Genomic DNA, 20,127 nt, shown 5'->3' with positions numbered 1-20,127 from the left:
CCCCGGCGACATTCGAGTCGGTTGGGCCGCAGCGGCTTTCGTACTCACGGATGAGCGCGGTCACGGTCCGTCAGTGCCCGCGCAGGGCCTCGATGCTGCGTTCGAACGCGGCCGCACCATGTCCATCGGTGACCTGACGGTCCACCAACGAGGCGATCCCGTCGAGCGGTTCGGCGGTGATTCCGGCATCGAATGCGGCTTGACGCAACGTGTCCAGGGCGGTTTTGGTGAAGACCAGGTCCTGGAAGACGTCGCTGATGTAGTCGCCGGTGTCGATGATGCGGCCGTAGGCGGGCAGCGTCTGGGACATGGCCGTCACCCACGCCGCCGCGCGAGTCGCGAACTCCGAGGCCGCGACTCCGGCCGAGCCGACCAGGGCCGCGCCCTGGAAGAACCCGCCGAACATGGCGTACATGGTCGACAGCAGCGCGAAATCCCACAGCGCGGCCAGGCCGGCATCGGTGCCGAAATATTCGGCCGAGCCCAGTAATTCGAGGGTGGGGCGGTGAGCGTCGAAGATCGTCTGCGACCCGCTGTAGAGAATGCTCGAACCCTCCGCCCCGATCATGCCCGGGACCGCCATGATCCCGCCGTCGAGGAAATCGATGCCGTGCCCGGCCGCCCAGGCCGCCAGTTCCCGCGACTGTTCCGGTGAGGTGCTGGTCAGATTGAGCCACTGTTTGCCGCGGAGCTCGGCCGCGATCGGATCGAAGGTCTCGTGCACGGACGCGTGATCGAGCAGCACGGTGACGACCAGCCCACCGCCGCCCACCGCCTGCCCGGCAGTCCGAGCGGAAACCGCGCCCGCGGCAACCAGTTCGGCATCCTTCCCGGACGTCCGATTCCACACCGTCGTCGCCACGCCGGCCTTCAGGAACGCTGCCGCCAGCGCTCGCCCCATCGCACCGAGGCCGAGTACGGTCACCGGGCTGTGCTGGATGTTCGTCATTACAGGACAACTCCTTGTCGCTCGTTGGCGAGTGGTTCCGGCGCGCGCTGAATTCGAGGCTGCCGGTTGCGGAGTCGTCCCACAAGTACGCACAAATAGCTCAGCTACTTACGAAAAGGTTTGTCTCCAGCAGAGTCGGCCACCAGCACGAGTTTTCCGCGCAGGTGTGCGTTCTCGCCGAGGCGATGTGCGTCCGCCGCCTCGCCGAGGGGGAAGGTTCGAGCAACCTGCCAGTCCTGCCTCCCGGAGCTCGGCGCTACGCGCTCCCGCCTCGCTCGGCTGCGCGCCGCCCGGCGACGCGGCCGAAGGCGAGGGCGTCGGCGATGTGGAAACCGCCGTCCTTGCACCAGGAGTAGGTGGAGCTGACATTGCCCGCCGCGTAGAGGCCGGGGATGACCGCGCCGAAAGGATCGAGGACCTCGGCGTTCTCGTTGCGGCGGGGGCCGCCGTTGCTCCAGGCCAGGATGGGGGCGGCGGTGAAGGCGTAGTAGGGCGGCTCGGACAGGGGTGCGAGAGTCTTTGCGGGGCGGCCGAACTGGTCGTCCTTCCCGGCGGCGCAGGCGGCGTTGTAGCGGTCGACGGTCTGCTGCAGGACGTCGGCGTCCACGCGCAGGATGGCGGCGAGTTCGATGAGGGTATCGGCGCGGTGGATCCAGCCCTTGCCGATCTCGGCGCTGTTGTCGGCGCTCCAGTCGTAGCCTTCGATCAGACTGGCCCAGCCGACGGCGAGCCGCTCGCGCCCGGGCACGATCGGGCCTGCGCGGCGGGCGGATTCGTCGAAGACGATGTGCATCGGGGTGGTGGGGAACAGCTGGTAGCTGCCGTTGATGCGGGCATGGCCGTGGCCCAGGGCCACCCGTTCGTTGCAGTAGCGGCGACCGTCGAGGCCGAGATAGACGAAGCTGTTGGTGTTGGGGAACGCGGTGTAGAACCCGGCTTCGTAACCGGGAGCACGCAATCCGGGCAGGGTCATCATGTTGGACATGTGCCACAGGTCGGCTCCGGCCTTGACCGCCATGCGCAGGCCGTCGCCGGTGGCGGCGGGCGTACCCCAGACCACCGGGTCGGTCAGGCGCAGGTGATCGCGCACCATCTCCGGGTTCGCCTCGAATCCGCCGGTGGCCAGCACGACTCCGCGGTCGGCGCGGATCCGCAGGGCGGTCCCGTCCGGTGCGGTGGCCAGGACGCCGAGCACCGTGCCGTCGCCGGTGATCAATTCGCGTGCGGGCGTCTGCAACCGGACCTCGATGCCGCGGTCGCGGACCGCGCCCGACAGGGCCGCCCACAGCAGTCCGTCACCCATGCGGCCCTCGACGCCGATCCAGCCGCACATGACATCACTGCCATCGAGGTCGGGGAATTCCGGCGGCGCGGGCACCGCCAAACCGACCGGGATGCCGAGGCTTTCCATCCACTCGCTGTTGCGGGCGGTCTCCTGCGCCCACACCCGCACCACCGGTTCCGGGATCGGCCGCCCGGCGCTGAGGCTGCGCAGGTAGACCGCCGCCCGCTCGGGATCCCGGTTGTCGAACCACACCGCGCCCGACACCCGGGTGCTGCCACCGGCCCGGTCACCGGATTCCTTGTCCAGCACCAGCACTCGCGCCCCGGCATCGTGGGCTGCGACGGCGGCCGCGCAGCCCGCCCCGCCGAATCCCACGACCACCACATCGGCCTCGACATCCCACGCCACTCCCGAGTCGGCCACGACCGCACCGTCCTTCCATCTCGTCCACCGCGAACGGTCCCAGCCCGCCGCGCCGACCGAAAACGCTTGTCTCACTCACCGGATACCACCGGCGCGGCCACCGGAACTGCCGGCCTCGGCCGCGGTGGCGGGGTGAGCTGCTCACCGCGGGCCGGTGCCGCCGGGCCGGTCACGCCGGATTGCCGAACCAGGTGGTCAAGGCCTGTTCGAGCCCATCCGGCTCGGTGGAGGTCCAGGCCACGACGCCGTCGGGGCGGATCAGCAGCGACAGCGGCTCGCGCGGCTGAGCGGGCTTGGCGGTGAGGATCCGGATGCGATCCGCCCACGGCTCGACCCGGGCGCGCAGGGCGGGGGAGTCGCTCGGATCCAGCAGCAGGCCACGGCCGTCGGCGAAGTGACCGGACACGCTCGTGCCGTCGGACAGTTCGAAATCGGGTGTGGCCGCACCGATCAGCGGGTCGCCGCTGCCCAGGTCGTAGCGGTGCAGCACGCCGGAGAGCTTCTTCACCACCTGCGTGGTGGCCGCCGGGGTGTCGAGCAGGTCGGTGGTGACCGCCCGCAGCGCGCGACTGCGCGGATCGGTGCGCATGAGCGCGATCTGCGCGCGCGTCCAGTCCAGCACCCAGGCGCCGATCGGGTGGCGTTCACGAGTGTAGGTGTCCAGCAATGCCTCCGGGGATCGGCCGCGGATCACGGCGGCCAGCTTCCAGCCCAGGTTGACCGCATCGCCGATACCCAGGTTCAGGCCCTGGCCGCCGAACGGGGAGTGCACGTGGGCGGCGTCGCCGGCCAGCAGGATCCGGCCGCTGCGGTAGTCGGGGACCTGACGGGTGTTGTCGGTGAAGCGGGTGGCCGAAACCACCGTGGAGATCGCCACTTTCACGCCGGTGACGCGTTCGAAGCTGTCCTCGAGCTCCCGGGCGGTGACCGGGTTGGTGCGGTCGGCGGGCGGGCCGTCGAGTTCCACGGTGAGGATGCGGCCGGGTTGGGGGCCGTTGACGAAGATGCCGGTGGGGGTGGTGTGCCAGCCCAGAGGCAGGTTTTCCGCGCCGGTCATCTCGACCAGGGCCTGGCGGCCGGTGATTTCGGGGTCCAGGCCGGGGAATTCGAATCCGGCCAGTTTGCGCACGGTGCTGCGGCCGCCGTCGCAGCCGACCAGCCAGCCGGCGCGCACGGTGTGCCCGCCGCAGTCGACGGTGACACCGACGCCGTCGTCATCGAATCCGGTCAGCTCGACCCCGCGCCGCACCGGTACTCCGAGGTCGGCGGCGCGGCGGGCCAGGACGGCCTCGATGGTCTGCTGATCGAGATAGCGGTATCCGGCCGCCGGGCCCAGATCGGCGAAGGCCGGATCCGCGCCGTCGACATTGTCGGCCCACAGCATGATCCCGGCGAAGTGCCCACCGGCCGGTGTACGCCGCGGCGCGGTGGGAACCGCTGCGCCCGCGAACATCTGACCCATGCGGGCCAGCGTCGCCTCGTGGGCCGCCCGCAGCTCCGGCACCAGCCCGCGCCGGCCCAGCGCCTGGGCGGTGGGCACATTGATCACGCCCGCCTTGATCGTCGTATCCGGTTCGGCGAGGCGCTCGACGACCAGCACGTCCACTCCCGCCAGCCGCAGCTCGCAGGCCAGCATCAGCCCGGCCGGTCCGGCCCCGGCCACCACCACATCTCGTGTCTCGTTCATGAGAATCACTGTGGTGGTGGCCGATCACCGGGCGCTTGCGTCGGCTTGCGCGCCGCTTGCGCGGTCAGTTCCAGCCGCGCGAATCCTGTTTCAGGGCGGTGTCGATGGCCAGGCCGGAGGCCACCACCATGGACAGCAGCGGCTGGGGGAGCTGGCGGTGGATCTGCACGACATAGTTGTCGGCGGTGGTGAACATGGTCTTGAGCAGGCCCTCCCACGTCTTGGTGATGCGGGCGACCTCCTGACCGGTGTGGTCGTGGATGGCGAAGTTCCAGGCCCGCCAGTTCTCGGCGCGGATACCGCCGATCTGCTGACCGTTGACCAGGAAGGCGAAGTTGATCTTGCCGATCATGTTCTCCTGGATGATCTCACCGATCGGCGCGCCATTGCCGTGCTCGAGCAGGAACTTCGACTTGAAGACCTTGGCCGGGCGGGTGATTCGCATGAGGCACTGGCCGTGCGCGTCGCGGATCTCCAGTTTGTGGGTCATGAACTGGTCGTAGCTGGACAGGAAGCGCACGGCCTTCTTCAGCGCGCTCTGCCCGACCTCGGCGACCGCGCCGATCTGGCGGCCGTGCTGGTCGAAGACGCTGTACTCGTTGACCATTTCGATCAACTTGACCTTCTGGTTCACCACCAGCACGGGTTCGGTGAACACGGTGCCGCCACCGGCCTGGGCGGGGGCGATCCCGGCCTGCTGCTGCACCTGGCGCTGGATGTCGGCGGGGTTGTCGGCGCTGCCGACCTCGAGCTCCCAGGGGCTGGCCTCACTGCGACCACCGAACTGCGGTTGCGCGCCATGGGGCCGGCCCGGCTGCTGCGGGTGTGGCGGGCGCTGACCGTACTGCTGTTGCGGCTGTTGGGCGTACTGCTGCTGGGGCTGCTGGCCGTACTGCTGCTGAGGTTGCGGCGCGTACTGCTGCTGGACCTGGTGCGGCTGCGACTGCTGCGCGTGCGGCTGGTTCGGGTGCTGCGGGCGGGGCTGCTGCGCGAACTGGTCGGACCGGGGCCGATCCGATTGCTGCGGCGCCGGCGCCGGTTGCTGCTGGGGCTGAGTGTGATTCGTCCATTGGCTGCCGTCCCACCAGCGGAGCACTGGAGATCCGGGACGCTCGGGGTACCACCCCGCGGGTTGACTCATGGCCGCATCCTAACGGTGTACAGGGACTCTGCACTTTTTGCACTTTTCGCCCCGCGGTCACCTCTATGATGGGCGGTCGACATCCGGAGGCCCAGCTCGGGTCACCGGGGAAACGGGGAAAGTATGTCCGCCACAGTCGAATTCGCGGGTTGCCACGCGTACACGGTGCGGCCGGGCTTATGACCGAACTGGTGACGCGAGCCCAGCTCGTCCTCCTGGCCCGGACCCTGCACGTGCCGGTGGAACGGCTCGCCCACCTCGAACGGCTCGGCCCGCATCGCCTGCACGAGCTGCAACAACGCATGGCGGGCAACCTCTTCGACCGGCATGCGCCAGTGTTCGAGCGCATCGCCAGGCTGGTCCCCGTCATCCCGCTGAGCATCTCGCTGCCGATCGTGCAGCGGCTGGTGCCGCCCACCATGACCGGGCGCGCGGCCGGCGCGATCGGAGTGAAATACCCGGCCAAGGCAATCGAGGCGCTGCTACGGCTGGATGTCGGATACGCCGCGGACTGTGCGCCGTATCTGGATCCGCGCACGGTCGGCCAGCTCGCCGACGACGCACCGCCCGCGCCGGTGGTGGCGATCGTGAACGAGCTGCTGGCCCGGCGCGACTACATCACCGCGGGGCCGTTCCTGGCCTATGCGACACCGGAATTGATCCAGGCGGTCGAGGAGGGGGTGCCCGATGACGAGGGCCTCATCCGCTCGGCCGCCTACGCGTATTCGGGGGAATCGCTCAGCGCGGTGATGCGGCAGCTGCTCGCGGGCAGCGGTCAGCGGGTGCCGCGGCTGCTGGGCACGGTCATCAATGGTTCCAAGGAGTTACGGCTCGCGGCGCTGTCGGTGTTCGCACGCTGCGCCCCCGATGTGATCGCCGCGGTGGGCGACATACTCTTCGAGGTGGCCCCGCCCTCGGCGGTGGCGGACCTGATCGCCACCTATATCGCCGCCGACGCCACCGATGACATGCTGCGCTTCTTCGGGCGGCTGAGCCCGAACGCGTTGACCCGGCTGGCCCTCAATCCGGTGCTGCCGGAGATCGCCGAGACCCTCGTCGACGCCGTGGACGGCAGCAGCGACCTGGCGGTGTGGCGCGGGGTTCTCGAACCCCTGGCGCGCACTCCCGCCGAGGTGCGCCGCCTGGCGGGCCTGCGCCTGGCCACCCTCGACGCCCCCACGCTGCTCATGCTGCCCGCGCTGGCCCAGGCCGCCCGGTTGTGGCCGCCGCTGCTGTGGGTGCTGTCCGCGACCGATGTCGAGGTCCAGGCCCGCGTGGGCGAGCTGTGGGCCACCTCCACCCGCCTGGACCTCGAGGTCCTCGAACGCCGCATCGCCGACCAGCGCCTGGATGCGCTGCTGGCCACGCTGACCAACACGATCCGTTTCCTGCGCTGAGCGCGCCGCCGTCGCCGATCGGGTGCGTGCGGGGTGCTTTCCCGCCGGGTACGGGAACCCTTGTGCCACGGATGATTCCAACTCCCGGTCGTCGTTCGACCTGCGGCGGGCCGGGTCGTGCGGGCGGCGGTGGGCGACGGGGTGCCGGGGAGGTGGTAGGAAAGGTGACGTGTCCGAAACCGCCGAAACCCGCACCCCTCGCGCCGTGTCGGAAGTGGTGGACCTGGTCAGCACGCTGATCCGGTTCGACACCTCCAATACCGGCGAACTGGAAACCACCAAGGGCGAGCGCGAATGCGCGCAGTGGGTGGCCGCACAGCTCGAGGAGGCCGGGTACACCACCGAATACGTCGAATCGGGTGCGCCGGGGCGCGGCAATGTGTTCGCGCGGCTGCAGGGCGCGGACTCCTCGCGCGGGGCCCTGATGATCCACGGGCATCTCGACGTGGTGCCCGCCGAAGCCGCCGACTGGAGTGTGCACCCGTTCTCCGGCGCGGTGCGCGACGGCTACGTGTGGGGCCGCGGGGCCATCGACATGAAGGACATGGTCGGCATGATGCTGGCGGTGGCCCGCCAGTTCAAGATCGAGGGCACGGTGCCGCCGCGCGACATCGTGTGGGCGTTCGTGGCCGACGAGGAGAACGGCGGGCGCTGGGGCTGCCAGTGGCTGGTCGAGCACCGGCCCGACCTGTTCGAGGGCGTCACCGAGGCGGTCGGCGAGGTCGGCGGATTCTCGCTGACCGTGCCGCGGCCCGACGGCAGCGAGCGGCGGCTGTATCTGGTCGAGACCGCGGAGAAGGGCCTGGGCTGGATGCGGTTGCGCGCCAAGGCCCGTGCCGGGCACGGCTCGTTCCTGCACGAGGACAACGCGGTGACGATCCTGTCGCAGGCGGTGGCGCGGCTGGGCACCCACACCTTCCCGCTGGTGGTCTCCGATTCGGTCGCGGAGTTCCTGGCCGCCGTCGCCGAGGAGTCCGGGCTCGAATTCGATCCCGGCTCACCGGATATCGAGGGTCAGCTGGCCAAACTGGGCACCATCTCCCGCATCATCGGCGCGACCCTGCGCGACACCGCCAACCCGACCATGCTGCGGGCGGGCTACAAGGCGAATGTGATTCCGCAGACCGCCGAGGCCGTCGTCGACTGCCGGGTGGTGCCGGGACGGCAGGCCGAATTCGAGCGGGAGGTGGACGCGCTCATCGGACCGGATGTGGAACGGGAGTGGATCACGAAGCTCGACTCCTACGAGACCACCTTCGACGGGCACCTCGTGGACGCCATGAACAACGCCATCCTGGCCCACGATCCGAACGGGCGCACCGTGCCCTACATGCTCTCCGGCGGCACCGACGCGAAAGCCTTCGCCAAGTTGGGGATTCGCTGCTTCGGCTTCGCGCCGCTGCGGCTGCCGCCCGAACTGGACTTCTCCGCCCTGTTCCACGGGGTCGACGAGCGGGTTCCGGTGGAATCGCTCGAATTCGGCACCCGCGTACTGGAACACTTCCTGTTGCACAGCTGACGATTCGAAAGGACTGCTCGTGCCCGACTACTCCTACAATCCCTACGCGCCGCTGCCGCAGCTGCCCGAGTTCACCCTGACCTCCACCGATATCAGCGACGGCAAGCCCCTGCACCTGGATCAGGTCAGCGCGCTGGGCGGCGCGGGCGGACAGGACATCTCGCCGCAGCTGAGCTGGTCGGGCTTCCCGGCCGAGACCAAGAGTTTCGCCGTCACCATGTACGACCCGGACGCGCCGACCGCCTCGGGCTTCTGGCACTGGGTCCTCGCCAATGTCCCCGTCACCACCACCAGCCTCACCAGCGGGCAGGCCAGCAAGGGCGGCACCCTGCCCGCCGGCGCCATCCACCTGCGCAATGACGCGGGCCTGCACGAGTACACCGGCGCGTTCCCGCCGGCCGGGCACGGCGCGCACCGCTACTTCGTGGTCGTGCACGCCGTCGGCGTCGAGCGCGTCGAGGTCGACGAGAACGCCTCGCCCGCCTACCTGGGCTTCAACCTGTTCATGAACGCCATCGGCCGCGCCACCATCATCGGCACGCACGAGCAGAAGTAGGCGTCCACGCCGAAACGACTGTGGCCCCGGGCGAATTCTCGCTCGGGGCCACAGTCATGTCCGGGCAACACTACCCGTGGGAGTCCCGGTAGTAATCGCCGAAAATCCAACGAAGTTGGAGATAATCCCTGGCAGAAGGCGATTCGGCGATTCCAGTTGAGCGTGATGTCAGTTCAGGCGATGGCGGCTCAATGACGCCGGTCGGCTCGCGCATGGCTTGTGGTGAGGGGTTGAAGTAGCGCCGCGGGTTGCCGGGATTGCAGTCACCGCGACGACTACGACAGCGAGTGGGCCGCGATCAAGACGGTCTCGGCCCAGCTGGGTATGACCGCCGAGACGCTGCGGAAATAGATCAGGCAGGCCGCGGTCGACGCGGGTGAGACCGAAGAAACGACGACCGAGTCGGCACGGGTGATCCGCGAGCAGAACGCAAGATCGCCGAGCTGGAAAAGACCATCGAAATCCCCAAGGCTGCAACGAGTTTCTTCGCGCGGGAGAGCGACCCGCGACACCGCTGATTTGTGCGTTCATCGCCGAGCACAGGGCTCGGTTCGGGGTCGTTCCGATCTGCCGTGCGCTGACCGCGCACGGGGTCAAGATCGCCCCGAGAACCTTCCACGCCTGGGCTCGGCGGGCACCGTCGACACGGGCATTGTGGGACACCACGGTCACCGAGATCCTTGCCGGTTTCTACGAACCGGATGATCGAGGCCGGCGGGCACCGGAGTCGTTGTATGGGGCCGAGAAGATGTGGGCGCACCTGTAGCGCCTGAAGATCCCCGGTCGCCCGCTGCACCGTCGAGCGGCTCATGAGCGCCAACGGGTGGCGTGGCGTGGTGCGGCGCAAGAAGATCCGCACCACCGAACCGGATCCGGCCGCCTCGCGGGCACCGGACCTGGTCGATCGCCAGTTCCGGGTTCCGGCACCGAACATGCTGCTCGTCGCTGATTTCACCTATGTTCGTCTGGTCACGGGCGCGTTCGTCTACACGGCGTTCGTGATCGACGCCTACGCCGGGCGGATCCTGGGCTGGGCATATTCGACCAGCAAACAAGCCGCGTTCGTCAACTCCGCGATCGGTCAGGCCGCGGCGTTGCGGCATCGGGAAGTACATCCGTTGGCGGGCAACATCATTCATCATTTCGAAGCCGAACATTCGTGCACGCCTTGACCCGTCACGGCATGGCCGGATCGATGGGCCGTGCCGGGGCGGCCGGTGACAACGCGGCCATGGAGAGTTTCTTCGCGCTAATGCAGAAGAATGTTCTCGATCGCCGACCCTGGTGCAGCCGTGAGGAATTGCGCATCGCGATCGTCACATGAGGTGGCGTCTTTCACCAAGCTAAGGCATACCTCACAACATTCCGGACGGCCTGTACCACAACTCATCTCACATCAGCATGAGCGAGCACTGCCGCCGGCTATACGACGCTCTGCCCGTCGATCTTCCGATGCCCCGCACAGGCCGGTTCGGCCAGCGCGGTATGCGGCAGGAGAGTGCACTGCCATCGGCGGACCGATCGCAGTGCAACCGTTCTAAGCGCGCACTACGGCTGAGGAATTCGTGCGAAACGGCGGTTCGATAGCCGATCGTGCGAGATTGGACCGTCATCCGCAACTCGGCATTAGCGGACGTTCTGCGCCGCACCAGGTTCGGGCCGCCGGCGCCCCGCGCTGGCCGGTTCGGTCAGCGCAGTATGCGCCATGAGCGAGTGTTACAGGGACCTACAACTTATCTGCGGCGACCTCGTAGACGATCTCCAGACCGTCCTCGTTGTCCCATTGCTCTCCGACCTCAACGAAGCCGTACTGCGATGCCAACCGATACGAAGCCAGGTTATCCGGGCCGATGCTGACTCGAACCGTTCTCACCTGGGGTTCGCGAGCAGCACGCCGCAACAAGCACTCCAACGCTGCGCGGGCGTAGCCGCGTCGTCGATACGCTGGATCGACGGCATACCCGATCTCGACCATCCCCGATGCGTCGGGAAGCCCGTGAAAGCCCGCCCTGCCCACGGCAAGTTGCTGTTGTTCGTCCCAGATGACACCGGTGACCCACCCTGCGCTGGTCGGCTCTTCCTCGACTTGCGCGCCCCTCAACACCCACAGCCGTCGCCACTCAGGTCCTGCGAAATGAGCCGTCAGCGGAACCGGGCTGGCCGCATTTGCCGCCACAAGGTCTCCATCGGCGAGCGCCTCGTATGTTCGGCGGTTCAAGTGCACTATGCGCACACTCGGCCGAGAACCACATCCACCTGCAGCGACATGATCATGAGACATGCGGCAAACCTCCCATATGCTCCTTCACCTGCGCACCGGAATATTTGTCGAACTCGCATCTTCCCGACATCCCGTCATCGGCAGTAGCGGACGTTCTGCGGCGCACCAGGTTCCGGCTGGCGTCGCCCCGCGCTGGCCGGTCCGGTCAGCGCGGTATGCGGCAATTGAGTGCGTTCAGCGGACCTCTTCCTGGCTGAAGCGGCGTGCCGATAGCCCGTCGGACCAGGCTGTTACGTTGCGACCATGTCGCGCTCGAAATCTTCAACCAGTATGTCTCCTGACCACAGGTCAACGTGCCTCACGCCATCAGGCGAGCGGATCTCACTCAGCACGCGACGCGGAAACCGGTATTGCCGCTGCTGGATTCGGGAGAGTTGTGGATTCGGGCCGCGACCCGATAGCGGTTGCAATAGCTGTCGTGGCACAGATACGAGCCGCCGCGCAGTACCCGGCCGTCGCCGGTCGCCGGCCCGCGCGGGTCGGTGACGAGGTCGCGAGAGTGGTCGGTGTGCCAGTGGTCGGCGCACCACTCCCACACGTTGCCGACGGTGTTGTACAGCCCGAATGCGTTCGGCACGAAGGCATCCACCGGAGCAGTGCCGCGATATCCGTCGGCGGCGGTGTTGCGGGCGGGAAACGAGCCTCGGAAGATGTTGGCGCGGTAGCAGGTCTCGGATTCGGGTTCGTCGCCCCACGGGTACCGGGCGCGTTCGAGGCCGCCTCGGGCGGCGAATTCCCATTCGGCCTCGGTGGGCAGCCGCACCCCCGCCCAGGCGCAATACGCCTGCGCGTCATGCCAAGACACGTGCACCACGGGATGGTCGCCCCGGCCGTCGAGATCGCTGCCCGGGCCTTCCGGCGCAGACCAGGTCGCCTCGGGGACCGCACACCACCACGGGGTGCCGTCGGGGCGGCGCGCGTTGCGCCGTAGTGCGGCGGGCAGAAACCCGGCGAACACATAGGACCAGCCGTAGCGTTCGGCGGCGGTGGGATATCCGGTCGCGGTAATGAATTGCGCGAACTGGTCATTGGTGACGGTGCGCGCGGCGATCGCGAATTCCGATACCCGCACCGGTCGCACCGGGCCTTCACCGTCGGCCGGATGGCTGTCGGGTTCCTCACTGCCCATCCGGAACTCACCACCTGGAACAGGGATCAAGACTGGGGACGGACCGCCGACCGCGTGGGCGGGTATGCGCGGCGTGCGGTTGGTCCCCGAACGAGCGGGTGCGCAGCAACTCCGCGAATCCGGTGCCGGTCCGTCCGCAGGATGCGGGATGGATGAGGGCATTCGCAGTTCTTCCTTCCTGAAGTTCACTCAGCGTTACCGAAGGCGACGGCCAGCGCACCGACACGGACCCCTCACGGAATGCCGGCGGCGGTGTTGCCCAGGACGCGCGCGGTATGCGAAGCGGCAGTGCGGACATGGGAGGCAGCATCGGAGTTGCCAGGTGCGGAGGAGGCGGTGACGAGTTGGGGTCGGGCCGCGCGGGCGCGTTCGCCGAGGTGGTCGAGCGCGTTGGCGGCCTGCAGCCGAACCCAGCCATCGGGGTGGTTCACGAGGGTGTCCCCGAGGTAGCCGACGGCTTGCTGATTTTCGCTCGCTCGGGCGAGGGCTTCGGCGAGGGCGATTCTCACGTGTGGTGAGGGTTCGGCGTCGAATACGCGGTACAGGTCGTCGGTGGCCGGTGCGGCAGCGGTGTCGAGCATGCAGCAGCCGGTCGCCGCCCAGTAGCGGACGATGTCGTTGCCAGAGGTCAGGTTTCGCACCAGGTCCAGGAGGGCGGCGGGGTCGCGTTGGATGGCCGTGGCTGCGAGATCCATGATCGCGCGCAGCGGGTAGGCGTCCCGGTCGCGGCCAGCGGTGTAGCCTTCGGCGGCTTCGCTCTCGGGGATGAAGCCGTCGTCGACCACCGCCAGCATGTGCTCGTCCAGGGCTGCGCTCATCCGCCGTAGGTCGGTCGCGTAGTCGGGATCGGTTGCGAGATTATGGATTTCATCGGGGTCGGAGTGGGTGTCGTAGAGCTCCTCTGCCGGGCGCGGTTGCCAGAACCGATCGGTGAGCTCGTCGAGGCGGCCGTCGTGGTGGAGTTGATCCCATTCGCGGTATCCGGCCTGGAGCCACATGAACTGCACGTGTAGCCCATTCGGCAGATGGGGCAGATAGTTCCGGATGTAGCGGAAGCGTTCGTCCCGCGCGGTGCGGACCATGTCGTAGCGCTCATCCATCCGATTGCGCATGCCGAACGCATAGCGCGCCGCGGCACGGCGGGGCCCGGCGAACGGGGTGCCGTCCATCCAGATCGGCGCCCCGACGCCGGCCAGGTCGAGAATGGTCGCCGGGAGCGCGGTTCCGCTGCATACGGGTTCGTCCAGGGTGCTGCCCGTCGGCGCGGGGGCCAGGTCGGCGACATTACGGCCGAATCGGGCGATCAGCGGGATGTGCAGTCCGCTGTCGTAGCAGAATCGCTTCGAGCGGGGCAGCACACCGGCGTGATCGCTGTAATACAGGACGATGGTGTCCTCGGCGAGGCCCGCCTCATCCAATTCCCGCAGCCGTGCGGCCATCTCCTGATCCATCTGATTGATCTGATTCATGTACAACGCCGCATCCGAACGGGTGGTCGGAGTGTCGGGATAGTACGGCGGGATACGCACCTGATCGGGGGTGGTAGGACCGCCGAGGATCGGGGTCGACGTGACGGTGTGCACGCCCTGGAGTTCTTCCAGATACGGGGTGGAGAGTCTGCCGTCGAGCTGGTCGAGGCCTGGCGCGTTGAGGAAAACCGACGATTCGTGTGTGATCGTGGGATTGAAGATCGCGAAGAACGGCGCCCCGCCCGGGCGATTGCGCCAGTGCGCGTGCAGCGAGGATTCGTCCCAGGTCGCGCCGATGTCGAGATCGGCAGTGTTGTAATCCTCTTTGGCGTTGTTCGTGCAGTAGTAGCCCGCCTGTCGTAGCAGCCTCGGCCATCCGGCGTGATCGAGAAAAGGCGGCAATGCTCCGGCCGCGCGCATGTGATTGGCCGGTGCGCAGCTTTCGGGCACGACTCCGGAGATCATCGCGAACCGGGACGGCGCGCACACGGGCGCCGCCGAGAAGCAGTTACGCCACCTGATCCCCTCCGCGGCAAGCCGATCCAGGGTCGGGGTGTGGGCGACGCCCCCGTAGCAGCCCAGGTGCTGCGCACCGCAATCCTCACTCACCAGGCACAGGATGTTCGGGCGCGAGCCGTCCTCTGCCCGGGCGAGGCCCGGCACGAGCGCGGCGGCCGCCGCTGCGGCCGCGCCACCCAGGAAGGTCCGGCGTGCGATTCCGGCGTCGGTCCGCCGATTCGATGCAGTCATGGCCCGAACGATTCCTCTCGACTTACACGTGTAAACAGACCGGAGGTTACACGAGTAAGCTACGATCGTCATGACTGTCGCACCGAGAGGAGAATTCGATCCGTGACCGCGGAGGCACCGATCACCAGGCCGAACAGCGCCGACGTCGCGCGCCGGGCGGGAGTATCGCGAGCCACGGTGTCCTACATCCTCAACGGCCGCACCGACGTGCGCATCAGCGAACAGACCCGCGATCGGGTGCTCGCAGCGGTCCATGATCTGGGGTACGCGCCCAATGCCACCGCCCGCACCCTGCGAGCCGGACGCGGCAATACCGTTCTCATCCCGATGCTCGAATTGCCCGCCAGCCCCGCCAGTGACGCGTTCACCGCACACTTCGCCCGCGAACTGGCCGAACGGGATCTGTGCCTGCTCGTCCACGGCGGCCGCGAGCGCGCGGGCCTGGAGGCCGCGCGAGCCTGGGCCGAACTCCGCCCGGCCGCCGTGATCGCGCACGCCCAGCAGTGTCCACCCGAGAGTGTCGATTTCCTGCGGCGCGCCGGAGTCGAGGTGGTGGCGCTACTGGGTGCGCACCCCGACCCCGCGACCGCTGCGATCCCGATCCCAATGGATCCCAATGCCGTCGCCCGCGCGGCGGCCGACCATCTCATCCGGAGAGGCTGCCGGCGACTGGCCTGCCTGGTGCCCGGCGATCCATTGACCATCCTGAGCGTTCCCCGCTTCGAGACCGTGAAGGAGGTGGCCGCAGCCTCCGGCCTTCTGGTCGAACGGGTGGACTGCGACCTGACCGAACAAAGCCTCACCCCCACGATCACGAGATGGCGTGCCGAACCCGAAACCCGCCCCGACGGCATCTACGCCTACAACGACGAACACGCTCTACTGCTGATCGAGGTACTCAGGGAAGCGGGACTGCGGGTGCCCAGCGACATCGCGGTGGTCGGGTCGGGCAACTTCCCCATGGGCCGCATCCTAAGGCCGCACCTCACCACCACCTACGTTCCCGCCGAGCACATGGCCGCACTGGCCGCGGCGGCGATCCGAGCGGCTCTGGACGCCGATGACACGCCGCCGCCCGCGGAGCCACCACATCCCGAGCTCATAGTGCGGGAATCCGCTTAGCCCGCAACAACATTGGCAGCGGGCGCTCCTAAGCAACCAGCACGAAACACCATGCTAGCCAGCAACATAACAAAGTGATGGTCGAGTAGTCACGGTGTCCATCAAGTCCAGGTGGCCGATTGTTGGGGCTGCGCCACTGCGGCTGCATTCGGCAGTAGCAGACGTTCTGCGGCGCACCAGGGTTCCGGCCGGCGTCGCCCCGTGCTGGCCGGTTCGGTCAGCGCGGTATGCGGCAGGAGAGTGCACTGCCATCGGCGGACCGATCGCAGTGCAACCGTTCTAAACGCGCACTACGGCTGAGGAATTAGTGCGAAACGGCGGTTCGATAGCCGATCGTGCGAGATTGGACCGTCATCCGCAACTCGGCAGTAGCGGACGTTCCGCCTGCCCCGGATCGACACGGCCAGTTGATATCCCGATGCCCCGCGCTGGCCGGTTCGGTCAGCGCGGGTCCAGCGCTTACTTCGAGCGGTCATCGACCGCTCTGGTGTAGGGGGATCATGGCTTGGGTGGCGTTGGCGAACATGGCGTAGTGGCCGCCGTCGACGAAGTGGGTCGTTGCGTGGGGCAGCCGAGAGGTGATCTCTCGCCCGGATCGAGGACTGACGGTGGTGTCTTGTTCGCCGTGCCACCATTCCACCGGGCCGGTGACCTCGCCTAGGTCGAACCCCCACGGGCGGCACAGCATGGCGAGGTCGTCGGTCGGGCCAGCGGAGCCCTGCCGGTATCCGTCGCCGAGTGCCTCCATCGCGGCCCGGGTCTGGTCGGGGTACTTCCTGGCGAACTCGGCATCCGGTGAACTTCCGCGTGCGACCAGCGCCATGAGCCGGTCGACGGCCTCGGCTGATCGTGGGGCGCTCAGCGCAGAGAGGGCTCCGTACAGCCGTGGCGTGTGGACCGCCATCCCGTTGTAGAACCGGGACATACGCGACACCACGCCCTCGGCCCGGGTCCAGTCCTCGCTGTAGGGCGGGCTTCCCGCGCCGACCACCGTGCAGGTCACGCGGTCGGGAAACCGGGATGCGACAGCGAGGGCGTAGGCCCCGCCGGCGGAATGGCCGAGTAGCCCGAAACGCTCCAGTGCCAAGTGGTCCACCAGTTGTTCGACGTCACCGGCCCAATCGATCAACCGTCGGCGAGGGGCCGGGTCCGAGTGTCCCAGGCCGGGTCGGTCCACGGAGATCATCCGGATTCCGCCGGCCGTGGCCACCGCGTCCAGCGCGACTCCGGCGTGTCCCGAGGTCGCCGACCCGGGCAGGAACACACACGGCGAACCGGACCGGTCGCCGTGCTCGTACCAGCTCAAGTTCCGACCGTCAGCGAGGACCATCGACTCCGGCATCCGGCTGTCGTCACGGCTCATGAGAGATTCCTGTCTCTAGCTTGCTGAAGAGTTCTTGCCATTCCGCGAGTAGCTGCGACAGACGCTCGGCCACGAAGTCGGCAAGCGAAGCCATGTCCTCCAAATGCCGACGCCGCTGCGGGCTCTGATCCCGCACCGCGGGTGACTCCGGCGGCAGCGACGATCTGATCGACGGACACGGCGGCGAAGCCGTGCTCGGCGATCTGACCCGTGCCGATCCCACATGCTGTCCGACGGTGCTGGCACCGCGCTGTCAGCCAATTGCCAGCGCTCGAGTCGATGCGCCGTGAGGGCCGCCGCATCGACGACGTGCTGGCACATATCAGCCCGGCGCACAGTGAGAACGTCAACTTCTTCGGCGCCATCGAGTTCGACATCGACGCCGAACTCGCCCGGCTCGGCCCGACCGGGTACCACCGCTGCGCGTGCGTGACACGTTGTTCTGAACGTCCTTGGGCCGTCATGGGCACACTGTCATTGGTGGCCGGGTCTGAAGCAGTTATGGGTGGATGCGCGTCGCGGCTACGGTGAAGGTCACGCTTCCGACGATGACTGCGCCGCCGGTCGCCAGGAGGAGCAGCCCCAGGGGCGAGTGTTCGGTGACCTCGCCGAGCAGGGACCAGATCGCGCCGCGCAGGGCCACCGTGGCCGGTACTGCTAGCGCGGCGGCCGTGGAGGCGGCACGGACTGCGCGATGTATCCGGTTCGGCCGCGGGGCCGGGGCTATGAAGACGAGGACGTGGTTCGCGAGCATTGCCATCCCGAAGAACCCGCTGGTGGCGGTGACTATTGCGAAGACGATCAGCAGCGGGTCGGTCCACCTCTCGCCGATGGCTTGCGCGGCTGTGACTGCTGCCCCTGCGGACACGGCCGCCGCCGCGAGGACGGCGATGTCGTGACGGCGGGTGAACGCCGCGACCGAGCTGTAGTGGGAGGGGCGGACAATGGCCCGGCCGCCGGTGAGCAATGCGGCCAGGGGTTCGATGTCGTCGAGCCAATCACCGTCGTGCACTCGCTCGGATACCGGCAATCGCAGCGCTTTTCGCTGCAGCATCAGCCCGGCGGCGGTGACGGCCGTGAGGACTGTGAGTGCAGTGATCAGCACCGGCGTGGTCGTCGCGGTCCAAGCCGTGCGATCGGCGTCGACCGCGACCGCGATCCAGTCCGTCGTCGCAGTCATCGCCACGAGCCCCGTTATCGCGGCTGCGGTCCGTGCCAGCTGTGCGACGCGGAAGGCTGGTTGTGGTTGACCGTTGCGCCACAACAGCATTCGCAGTGCCATCAGCAACAGCACTGCTGGTACCACGAATTCGGTGAACGACACCACCACGTCATATGGGTCGGCTTGCCACGGGCTCGCCGCCCGCACGGTCTTGGCCTGCGTCGTGGTCCATGCGAAGGCGACGAACCCGGCCCCTGCCACGAAAGAGGCCATCAGCGCCGCACCCGTGACACTCCGGACCTGGCTGCCGACCGATACCACCTGTTCATCCGCCACCGCTACCGCTCCTTTCTGACCGGCCGAGCCGATCAATCACGCGCATAGTACGCGCTGCGTACTATGTGGCGCGAGCTACGCAATGTGTACTAGTCTGCTGGGAAGGGTCGAACGAGGAGGTCCTGATGCTCGCCAACGACGCACAGGTACTGGTGTTGTGCGCGCTTGCCGAGGGGCCGTTGCACGGCTACGCGATCAATGTCGCGATCGAGCACTTGGTCGGGGAGCGGCTGGCGGCCGGCAGCCTGTACGGCGCGCTGGCACGGCTCGAAGCCAAAGGGTTGATCGAAGCTGTCGACGGTGTCGGGCGGCAGCGCCCGGTTCGCCTGACCCCGCAGGGCGCCGCGTTGCTGGAACGGGAACTGCGTGCCATGGCCGAGGTGTCGAGGACCGGATTGCGGCGTCTGGGGGTGAGCCCGGCGTGACCAGCTGCACGCAAATCCTCGTGCGGTTGTTGTATCCGCGGCCCTACCTCGACCGGTGGGGTGAGGACCTGTGCGACGCCGCGCGTTCGGAAGGGTGGCGATCCTGGCCGAATCTGGTGGCGAGCGCGGCCGCCATCTGGCTGCAACCGGCGATCTGGCCACCTCGTCACCGAGGGCAGCGCACCGCCCGCGCGACCGCGATGGTCCTCGCGGTCGCGGGCTGCGGATGGTTCATCGCCAATCTCCTTACCGAGGACGCCGGCCCCGTCCTCAGGCAGGTGCTGCGGGGCTGCGCGGCGGCCCTGCTGGTGGGGTGCGCGCTGGTGACACCGTTGCCACACCTGAACCGGACTGCGCTGGCTGCGGCGGTTCGGCGGTCCACGCGATTTTTCGCTGTTCCGGTGGCCCTGGTCGCGACGGTGGTGATCACCGTGCATGGCAGTGTGCTGCCCCGGATTCCGCCGGTGCCGATCCGGCTGGCTGTCGTGTCGTTGTGGTGGATCGGTTGGCTGCTGGCCGTCGGCGCAGGTTCACGAGTCCTGGCCAACCTCGGCCCCGAAACCGTCATCGCACCGAGTCGCTGGCGGGCCGGTGCCGGCGGCGTGGTCCTGGCCGCGGTCGCCGTGGTCACCGGTGCGGTCTTGCTGATCTTCGCTTTCTCCGGTGCCCGATTCGATCCGTTCGCAGCCATCTGCGGTGCACTCACGCTGGTGTTCGGGGTCGCGGGAACCGCAGCACTGTGCGAGCTCCCATCTCTCGCGGACGACTAGCCCACGGCCCCGACGCGGCAACCAATCCGGCCAGCAGGAATATCGCGATCGGCGCACTCGGTCGCACGAATACGCGAAAGCAGCTAGCTGGGCGGAAGCCAACCTGCAGGCTTGTCCGGCGAGGCGAACCGCTCGGCGGCGGAAAGAGCGAACCAACTCCGTGCGCCTTCGTCTGGCAGGAAATCCTTGGTGATGTACATCTGGTCAATGGTGCGGCGGGTCATCCGCCAGACACCGTCGGCGTCCTTACGGAATCTGTCGGTCGACGCGGCGGTGCGCCGTGAAGGTGGACGCCCGCGTAGGTCGGGTCCGGACCCCGGGTCCGGACCCCACCCAAGCCGAAAACCGGTCTCCGAAGGAAAA

16 protein-coding genes and 1 pseudogene are annotated in these 20,127 nt (G+C 68.0%); 7 read left to right on the top strand and 10 right to left on the bottom strand.

The genetic code is table 11. The annotated features are described in order from the left end of the window. Nucleotides 1-70: 70 nt before the first annotated feature. From ACWEKS_RS32030 to ACWEKS_RS32015, 4 genes are all read right to left on the bottom strand, one after another. Nucleotides 71-949, bottom strand: a complete 879-nt coding sequence (locus ACWEKS_RS32030) for an NAD(P)-dependent oxidoreductase (protein ID WP_452343542.1) — start codon at nt 947-949, stop codon at nt 71-73. A 256-nt stretch (nt 950-1,205) separates the two neighbouring features. After that, entirely contained in the window at nt 1,206-2,657 is a 1,452-nt protein-coding gene (locus tag ACWEKS_RS32025; protein ID WP_452343541.1) for an FAD-dependent oxidoreductase, read from the bottom strand. A gap of 169 nt (nt 2,658-2,826) precedes the next feature. Further along, entirely contained in the window at nt 2,827-4,344 is a 1,518-nt protein-coding gene (locus ACWEKS_RS32020; RefSeq protein WP_452343540.1) for an FAD-dependent monooxygenase, read from the bottom strand. A 64-nt stretch (nt 4,345-4,408) separates the two neighbouring features. Continuing rightward, nucleotides 4,409-5,485 carry a phospholipid scramblase-related protein gene (locus ACWEKS_RS32015; protein ID WP_452343539.1) on the bottom strand — a complete coding sequence of 359 codons (1,077 nt, stop codon included), beginning with the start codon at nt 5,483-5,485 and terminating at the stop codon, nt 4,409-4,411. Between the two features lie 179 nt (nt 5,486-5,664). Between ACWEKS_RS32015 and ACWEKS_RS32010 the strand changes: the two genes are divergently transcribed. The 4 genes and pseudogenes from ACWEKS_RS32010 to ACWEKS_RS31995 all read left to right on the top strand — a co-directional run. After that, the gene (locus ACWEKS_RS32010) at nt 5,665-6,882 is read left to right on the top strand and encodes a hypothetical protein (protein ID WP_452343538.1); all 1,218 of its coding nucleotides are present in this window, start codon (nt 5,665-5,667) and stop codon (nt 6,880-6,882) included. Nucleotides 6,883-7,051: 169 nt separating this feature from the next. Continuing rightward, entirely contained in the window at nt 7,052-8,401 is a 1,350-nt protein-coding gene (locus ACWEKS_RS32005; RefSeq protein ID WP_452343537.1) for a M20/M25/M40 family metallo-hydrolase, read from the top strand. Nucleotides 8,402-8,420: 19 nt separating this feature from the next. Further along, on the top strand, nt 8,421-8,957 hold the full coding sequence (locus tag ACWEKS_RS32000) for a YbhB/YbcL family Raf kinase inhibitor-like protein (protein ID WP_452343536.1): 537 nt from the start codon (nt 8,421-8,423) through the stop codon (nt 8,955-8,957). A 264-nt stretch (nt 8,958-9,221) separates the two neighbouring features. Beyond that, nucleotides 9,222-10,209 (top strand): annotated as a pseudogene (locus ACWEKS_RS31995) (IS3 family transposase); the annotation flags it as partial. A gap of 474 nt (nt 10,210-10,683) precedes the next feature. Here ACWEKS_RS31995 and ACWEKS_RS31990 read toward each other — a convergent pair. From ACWEKS_RS31990 to ACWEKS_RS31980, 3 genes are all read right to left on the bottom strand, one after another. Then, complete coding sequence (locus ACWEKS_RS31990) at nt 10,684-11,133, bottom strand: GNAT family N-acetyltransferase (protein WP_452343535.1); 450 nt, start codon at nt 11,131-11,133, stop codon at nt 10,684-10,686. A gap of 430 nt (nt 11,134-11,563) precedes the next feature. Next, nucleotides 11,564-12,529, bottom strand: coding sequence for a formylglycine-generating enzyme family protein (locus ACWEKS_RS31985; protein ID WP_452343534.1), 966 nt, complete (start codon nt 12,527-12,529; stop codon nt 11,564-11,566). Nucleotides 12,530-12,600: 71 nt separating this feature from the next. Further along, nucleotides 12,601-14,586, bottom strand: a complete 1,986-nt coding sequence (locus tag ACWEKS_RS31980) for a sulfatase-like hydrolase/transferase (protein ID WP_452343533.1) — start codon at nt 14,584-14,586, stop codon at nt 12,601-12,603. 102 nt (nt 14,587-14,688) lie between these two features. Between ACWEKS_RS31980 and ACWEKS_RS31975 the strand changes: the two genes are divergently transcribed. Then, nucleotides 14,689-15,708 carry a LacI family DNA-binding transcriptional regulator gene (locus tag ACWEKS_RS31975; protein ID WP_452343532.1) on the top strand — a complete coding sequence of 340 codons (1,020 nt, stop codon included), beginning with the start codon at nt 14,689-14,691 and terminating at the stop codon, nt 15,706-15,708. Between the two features lie 472 nt (nt 15,709-16,180). Here the strand turns inward: ACWEKS_RS31975 and ACWEKS_RS31970 are convergent, their stop codons facing one another. After that, nucleotides 16,181-17,071 (bottom strand): alpha/beta fold hydrolase, encoded by an 891-nt coding sequence (locus tag ACWEKS_RS31970; RefSeq protein ID WP_452343531.1) that lies wholly within the window; start codon nt 17,069-17,071, stop codon nt 16,181-16,183. 499 nt (nt 17,072-17,570) lie between these two features. After that, entirely contained in the window at nt 17,571-18,569 is a 999-nt protein-coding gene (locus tag ACWEKS_RS31965) for a hypothetical protein (protein ID WP_452343530.1), read from the bottom strand. A 125-nt stretch (nt 18,570-18,694) separates the two neighbouring features. Here ACWEKS_RS31965 and ACWEKS_RS31960 point away from each other — a divergent pair, with 125 nt between their 5' ends. Together ACWEKS_RS31960 and ACWEKS_RS31955 are read left to right on the top strand one after the other, a co-directional pair. Beyond that, nucleotides 18,695-18,994: a PadR family transcriptional regulator gene (locus ACWEKS_RS31960; RefSeq protein ID WP_452343529.1), complete on the top strand. Its 300-nt coding sequence runs from the start codon at nt 18,695-18,697 to the stop codon at nt 18,992-18,994. Beyond that, nucleotides 18,991-19,764, top strand: a complete 774-nt coding sequence (locus ACWEKS_RS31955) for a hypothetical protein (RefSeq protein ID WP_452343528.1) — start codon at nt 18,991-18,993, stop codon at nt 19,762-19,764. The genes ACWEKS_RS31960 and ACWEKS_RS31955 overlap by 4 nt, the downstream gene beginning before the upstream one ends. An 83-nt stretch (nt 19,765-19,847) precedes the next feature. On the opposite strand, the gene ACWEKS_RS31950 is transcribed toward ACWEKS_RS31955, so the two are convergent. Then, nucleotides 19,848-19,988: a hypothetical protein gene (locus ACWEKS_RS31950; RefSeq protein ID WP_452343527.1), complete on the bottom strand. Its 141-nt coding sequence runs from the start codon at nt 19,986-19,988 to the stop codon at nt 19,848-19,850. Between the last annotated feature and the right edge of the window lie 139 nt (nt 19,989-20,127).

It is taken from the genome of Nocardia sp. NPDC004711 (assembly GCF_053601595.1).
Note: the sequence above shows the minus strand (reverse complement) of the source record. Positions and strands in the feature narration are given on the sequence as shown.

Coding starts and splice junctions, on each gene's coding strand:
- ACWEKS_RS32020 (WP_452343540.1), bottom strand. CDS start 4,344: ATGAACGAGACACGAGATGTGGTGGTGGCCGGGGCCGGACCGGCCGGG.
- ACWEKS_RS32010 (WP_452343538.1), top strand. CDS start 5,665: ATGACCGAACTGGTGACGCGAGCCCAGCTCGTCCTCCTGGCCCGGACC.
- ACWEKS_RS31960 (WP_452343529.1), top strand. CDS start 18,695: ATGCTCGCCAACGACGCACAGGTACTGGTGTTGTGCGCGCTTGCCGAG.
- ACWEKS_RS32015 (WP_452343539.1), bottom strand. CDS start 5,485: ATGAGTCAACCCGCGGGGTGGTACCCCGAGCGTCCCGGATCTCCAGTG.
- ACWEKS_RS31980 (WP_452343533.1), bottom strand. CDS start 14,586: ATGACTGCATCGAATCGGCGGACCGACGCCGGAATCGCACGCCGGACC.
- ACWEKS_RS32030 (WP_452343542.1), bottom strand. CDS start 949: ATGACGAACATCCAGCACAGCCCGGTGACCGTACTCGGCCTCGGTGCG.
- ACWEKS_RS31950 (WP_452343527.1), bottom strand. CDS start 19,988: ATGACCCGCCGCACCATTGACCAGATGTACATCACCAAGGATTTCCTG.
- ACWEKS_RS31985 (WP_452343534.1), bottom strand. CDS start 12,529: ATGCCCTCATCCATCCCGCATCCTGCGGACGGACCGGCACCGGATTCG.
- ACWEKS_RS31970 (WP_452343531.1), bottom strand. CDS start 17,071: ATGAGCCGTGACGACAGCCGGATGCCGGAGTCGATGGTCCTCGCTGAC.